The sequence below is a fragment of the Mesorhizobium sp. ORS 3428 genome (assembly GCF_001854785.1).
In the GTDB taxonomy this organism is placed as follows: Bacteria; Pseudomonadota; Alphaproteobacteria; order Rhizobiales; family Rhizobiaceae; genus Mesorhizobium.
The window spans coordinates 1-2,104 of sequence record NZ_MDFL01000070.1; the positions used below are offsets into that span (position 1 = coordinate 1).

Sequence of the window (2,104 nt, forward strand, 5' to 3'; positions counted from 1 at the left end):
CAATGGTAAGCGCGAGGCGGAACACCGTAGAGATCAAAATGACGCCGGGCAGCGAAGAAAGTTCAAGTGGCGTGCCGACATATAGGGCAACCATGAGAAGAAGTATGGCGAATCCGAGGTTGAATCCGATCAGGACGTCAACGACCGCGATTGGGATTGGCATGATCATCATGCCGATCGCCAGAAGCAGCATTAACGCGACCATTAGGTCCGGGTTGGCCGGCGCTCGCGCGATGAAGTTGCGCATTAGGTTCGCCATCGCGACCTTTTTATGTTTGTTTGAGAAGAACTGTGCTGCTGCGAAGTGAAACGTAGCTTTGGAAAACCGCTCGCGCCTCGTCCATGCGACGGGCTCGCAGCAGCGCATGGCTACGCATGAGAGTCAAAGGGACGCGAGAAGATTGCTGGTCATCAAGTACGTCCAACCTGTCCAGGATCGTCAGTGCTTCGTCGCCGAGCCCCTCAGCAATCAAGGCATAGGCGAAAATCCGTAGCAGATTGACATCTTGAGAATTGTCGCTGATGGCGAGCCGCAACAAGGCTAGGCTTTGGGCGCTCTGCCCGCACGCAAGGTGGGTATAGGAAAGGGCGCAGAGCAAATCTCGCTCCTGCTCGGAAATCAGCACGACTTCACCGGTCTTTGGCAAGGTGTGTCCCGACAGGATAGCCCAACATTGAAGTGTTATTCTTCATCCAGGTCGACCTTCGCTCGCCTTGATTAAGCTGTTCCGGTTCAGTCGCAACAGCACCAGGCGCCGGAACTCTTCTTGGAGGGCGGCAATACCTTCACGCGCCACCGAATCCTCAGGTACCGCCGCCAATGCGTTGACCAAGCGCTCCAGAAGAACACTACGCTTCCCTTCGCGCAGGATTTCCGGATGACGCAGGCGTGGCGTGATGAAAGAGAGCTGGCTACCTGCGAGAGTATTGCCATAAAGAGCGGCCATTGCAGCGCGGGGGTCGACCTCACTGATGTGGGTGCTCTCGCTTGGGCTGATGCACGTGACCGCCTCGATTTCACTAATTCCCAACAATCCGTTGGCCGTGCGTGCGGGCGGCATATCGTGCGTGTGCGCACGACGCAAAGTAGATGCGTGCTTCTTGCTGCTATTTGCATGAGCGCGATCGATCTCCATATTCTTGGCTTCTTCATTGGCCGGCTCGGCTGCTCCTGCAGGCTCAATGTTAAGATCGCGCGCCGAGGCGCCGGGGCCGACAGGGAAGCTGGACATCTTGACCATGGAGTTCTCCTACCGAACCTGGAAGTTTAATAAGGGAGCGCAGCAACGCGGCCATTTCGGCTCAGCAGCACCTGAGCGTCCTCAATCCGATCGACCATCCATCCATTATCCAATAGAGCTCCGACGAAATACTTCTGCCCACCGATCAGAAGATGTGGCAGATTCCCGCGCCAAACAGCTTCAACGGGGATTGCGGATGGCGCCTTGTCCTCTTTGACCACCACACCGTTCACGAGTGTAAGCGCTCCGTTCGTGCGTTGATCGAACTGCTGTTGGATCTTCTGCCACTTGGCGACCAAGGCAGGCGTGACGGTGCCCTCGGCGGTAACAACACTGTCCGCGGATTGGATCTTGATATCGAATAACTGCGCCCGATCAATTTCGTCTTGCAGCGCTTTCGCCGCTAACTGGACGCTCTGATCACCAGGGCGGTTGATGGTTACCTTCGATTTAGGTGCGGGGTCAGTAGGATTGGCGCTCAATCCACTGGCGCTGCCGTAGAGGGAAAAAAGGGTTGAAAGCGCGCCGATTCCAATGCAGCTCAGCAAGACAACGGCTATGACTGGCATTGAAAGGCGGCGCATGCCAATGGGGCGCTTCTCCCCGGCATCTTGAACGGACCAGAGAATGGACATCGCGCCCGCATGAATGACGACAGGAAGAGAAACAACAACGCGCTCGCCTACGGCAATATTTTGGTTGCCCTCTATGCGGACCCCATCCGCAAGGGCCTCGACCTCGATCGAATTGCCGAGAAGACTGATACGAAGATGACGTGGCTCTAGCCCTTGCTCGATGAAAATTATATCGGACTCAAGACCACCACCGATTACATTCGGCCCCGGAGGCGCATTGCCAGTTAG

At 56.2% G+C, this 2,104-nt stretch carries 4 protein-coding genes; all 4 read right to left on the reverse strand.

What is annotated here, in order from left to right; genetic code table 11:
• Positions 1 to 259: FHIPEP family type III secretion protein (locus ORS3428_RS08350; protein WP_172833662.1), on the reverse strand; the 259-nt coding region annotated here is incomplete at its 3' end.
• Positions 260 to 269: 10 nt separating this feature from the next.
• Complete coding sequence (locus ORS3428_RS08355) at positions 270 to 647, reverse strand: tetratricopeptide repeat protein (protein ID WP_052457890.1); 378 nt, start codon at positions 645 to 647, stop codon at positions 270 to 272.
• Between the two features lie 42 nt (positions 648 to 689).
• Entirely contained in the window at positions 690 to 1,241 is a 552-nt protein-coding gene (locus ORS3428_RS08360) for a hypothetical protein (RefSeq protein WP_040985408.1), read from the reverse strand.
• A gap of 26 nt (positions 1,242 to 1,267) precedes the next feature.
• A partial coding sequence (locus ORS3428_RS08365; RefSeq protein WP_071096375.1) for a SctD/MshK family protein occupies positions 1,268 to 2,104 on the reverse strand: 837 nt, incomplete at its 5' end.